Below are 489 nucleotides of genomic sequence, written 5' to 3'. Positions count from 1 at the left end.
CCACCGTGCCGCCTTCAGCCACACTCGAAGTCGCGGTCAGGTTCACGGTCGAAGTGTCGATAGTGTCGGTGACGCTGGTGACTGCCGGGGCAGTGCTAGGAACCAGGTTCTCGAAGTTGCCACCGGTGGCGGTGGAGATGGTCGCCTGAACGGTGCCAGCGTCTTTGTAAACATCATCGGATGGTGCCGGGACGGTCACGGTGCCGGTGGTTTTACCGGCATCGATGGTGATCACGGAGCCGTTGCTCAACGTCACGGTCACCGGGGTGCCGGCGGCGTTGGTCAGGGTGGCGGTGTAGGTGATCTGGCCACCTTCGGCCACCGAGTTGGTGGCGCTCAGGCTGAGATGGGTGGTGTCGACGGTGTCGGTGATCGAGGTGTCGGCTGACTTGCCGTCGACTTCCAGCTTCTCGTAGTTGCCGCCCTTGGCATCGTCGATTTTTACGCTCAGCGAACCGCCGCCCGACAAAGCGTCGTTTGGCGCAACGA

At 62.6% G+C, this 489-nt stretch carries 1 protein-coding gene; it reads right to left on the bottom strand.

Annotated elements, in window-relative coordinates:
- Positions 1-489 (bottom strand): immunoglobulin-like domain-containing protein (locus AACY49_RS30575; protein ID WP_339528016.1); only part of this gene is annotated, 489 nt, incomplete at both ends.

Source organism: Pseudomonas sp. EL_65y_Pfl2_R96 (genome assembly GCF_963970905.1).
GTDB lineage: Bacteria > Pseudomonadota > Gammaproteobacteria > Pseudomonadales > Pseudomonadaceae > Aquipseudomonas.
Note: the sequence above shows the minus strand (reverse complement) of the source record. Positions and strands in the feature narration are given on the sequence as shown.